The organism is Nocardia pseudovaccinii NBRC 100343 (assembly GCF_001613225.1).
GTDB lineage: Bacteria > Actinomycetota > Actinomycetes > Mycobacteriales > Mycobacteriaceae > Nocardia > Nocardia pseudovaccinii.
Map to the genome: position 1 here is coordinate 2,501 of NZ_BDBY01000450.1, position 2,819 is coordinate 5,319.

Here is a 2,819-nt window from a genome sequence, read left to right on the forward strand (position 1 = left end):
AAGGTGAAAAGTACCCCGGGAGGGGAGTGAAATAGTACCTGAAACCGTGCGCTTACAATCCGTCAGGGCCTGCGCCTAGTTTACTAGGGTGGGTGATGGCGTGCCTTTTGAAGAATGAGCCTGCGAGTTAGTGGCATGTGGCGAGGTTAACCCGTGTGGGGTAGCCGTAGCGAAAGCGAGTCCGAATAGGGCGTTTCGAGTCGCGTGTTCTAGACCCGAAGCGGAGTGATCTACCCATGGCCAGGGTGAAGCGACGGTAAGACGTCGTGGAGGCCCGAACCCACTTAGGTTGAAAACTGAGGGGATGAGCTGTGGGTAGGGGTGAAAGGCCAATCAAACTCCGTGATAGCTGGTTCTCCCCGAAATGCATTTAGGTGCAGCGTCACGTGTTTCACGCCGGAGGTAGAGCTACTGGATGGTCTAGGGGGCCTACAAGCTTACCGAAATCAGCCAAACTCCGAATGCCGGTGTGTGAGAGCGTGGCAGTGAGACTGCGGGGGATAAGCTTCGTAGTCGAGAGGGAAACAGCCCAGATCGCCGGCTAAGGCCCCTAAGCGTGTACTAAGTGGAAAAGGATGTGGAGTCGCGAAGACAACCAGGAGGTTGGCTTAGAAGCAGCCATCCTTGAAAGAGTGCGTAATAGCTCACTGGTCAAGTGATTCTGCGCCGACAATGTAGCGGGGCTCAAGTACACCGCCGAAGCCGCGGCATTCACACAATACATCCGCCATAGATTACGGTTTGTGGTGCAGTGGTGTGGATGGGTAGGGGAGCGTCCTGCAGCCATGGAAGCAGCAGTGTGAGCTAGTTGTGGAGGCTGTGGGAGTGAGAATGCAGGCATGAGTAGCGAAAGACGAGTGAGAAACTCGTCCGCCGAATGACCAAGGGTTCCTGGGCCAGGTTAATCCGCCCAGGGTGAGTCGGGACCTAAGGCGAGGCCGACAGGCGTAGTCGATGGACAACGGGTTGATATTCCCGTACCCGTGTATCCGCGCCCAATGGCGAATCAGTGGTGCTAAGTATCCAAAAGCGGACCTATCACCTTCGGGTGAAGAGAAGTGGCTGCATACGACCCCTGCTGTAGTAGTCAAGCGATGGGGTGACGCAGGAAGGTAGCTGGGCCAGGTAATGGTTGTCCTGGTGTAAGCCTGTAGGGAGAACGGTAGGCAAATCCGCCGTTCATATATCCTGAGAGGTGATGCGTAGCCGATTGAGGTGAATTCAGTGATCCTATGCTGCCGAGAAAAGCCTCTAGTGAGTTGGTACACGGCCCGTACCCCAAACCGACACAGGTGGTCAGGTAGAGAATACTGAGGCGATCGAGAGAACTGTGGTTAAGGAACTCGGCAAAATGCCCCCGTAACTTCGGGAGAAGGGGGACCATGTCTGGTGAACGGATTTACTCCGGGAGCTGGGGGTGGTCGCAGAGACCAGAGAGAAGCGACTGTTTACTAAAAACACAGGTCCGTGCGAAGTCGTAAGACGATGTATACGGACTGACGCCTGCCCGGTGCCGGAAGGTTAAGAGGACCGGTTAGCCAGTAATGGCGAAGCTGAGAATTTAAGCCCCGGTAAACGGCGGTGGTAACTATAACCATCCTAAGGTAGCGAAATTCCTTGTCGGGTAAGTTCCGACCTGCACGAATGGCGTAACGACTTCTCTGCTGTCTCAACCACAGACTCGGCGAAATTGCATTACGAGTAAAGATGCTCGTTACGCGCGGCAGGACGAAAAGACCCCGGGACCTTCACTATAGCTTGGTATTGGTGTTCGGTACGGTTTGTGTAGGATAGGTGGGAGACTGTGAAGCGGGCACGCCAGTGTTTGTGGAGTCGTCGTTGAAATACCACTCTGATCGTATTGGACCTCTAACCTCGGGCCATGATCTGGTTCAGGGACAGTGCCTGGTGGGTAGTTTAACTGGGGCGGTTGCCTCCTAAAATGTAACGGAGGCGCCCAAAGGTTCCCTCAGCCTGGTTGGCAATCAGGTGTCGAGTGCAAGTGCACAAGGGAGCTTGACTGTGAGAGTGACAGCTCGAGCAGGGACGAAAGTCGGGACTAGTGATCCGGCACCGGCAAGTGGAAGCGGTGTCGCTCAACGGATAAAAGGTACCCCGGGGATAACAGGCTGATCTTCCCCAAGAGTCCATATCGACGGGATGGTTTGGCACCTCGATGTCGGCTCGTCGCATCCTGGGGCTGGAGTAGGTCCCAAGGGTTGGGCTGTTCGCCCATTAAAGCGGCACGCGAGCTGGGTTTAGAACGTCGTGAGACAGTTCGGTCTCTATCCGCCGCGCGCGTCAGAAACTTGAGGAAGGCTGTCCCTAGTACGAGAGGACCGGGACGGACGAACCTCTGGTGTGCCAGTTGTCCTGCCAAGGGCACTGCTGGTTAGCTACGTTCGGAAGGGATAACCGCTGAAAGCATCTAAGCGGGAAGCCTGTTCCAAGATGAGGTTTCTCACCACCTTCGAGTGGTTAAGGCCCCCTACAGACCATGGGGTTGATAGGCCAGAACTGGAAGCCCGGTAACGGGTGTAGGTGACTGGTACTAATCGGCCGAGGACTTACCAACGAAGAAGCTACGCGTCCACTGTGCGGTATCTGAAACAACACACAGGCACTGCAGCAGACAACTGACAGGATCATGGTCCTGAATGTTGTCGCGCTGTTTGTGTGGATAGTTTCATAGAGTTACGGCGGCTATAGCGGTGGGGAAACGCCCGGTCCCATTCCGAACCCGGAAGCTAAGGCCACCAGCGCCGATGGTACTGCACTCGACAGGGTGTGGGAGAGTAGGACACCGCCGGAACATCCTT

Annotated in this window: 2 rRNA genes (1 of these 2 cut by a window edge); both read left to right on the plus strand. The window is 55.5% G+C overall.

Going from position 1 to position 2,819, the window contains the following annotated elements:
* Nucleotides 1-2,575, plus strand: a 23S ribosomal RNA gene (locus tag NP3_RS45710) (it extends 558 nt beyond the left edge of the window).
* A 120-nt stretch (nt 2,576-2,695) separates the two neighbouring features.
* Nucleotides 2,696-2,812 (plus strand): 5S ribosomal RNA (rrf, locus tag NP3_RS45715).
* Nucleotides 2,813-2,819 lie beyond the last annotated feature (7 nt).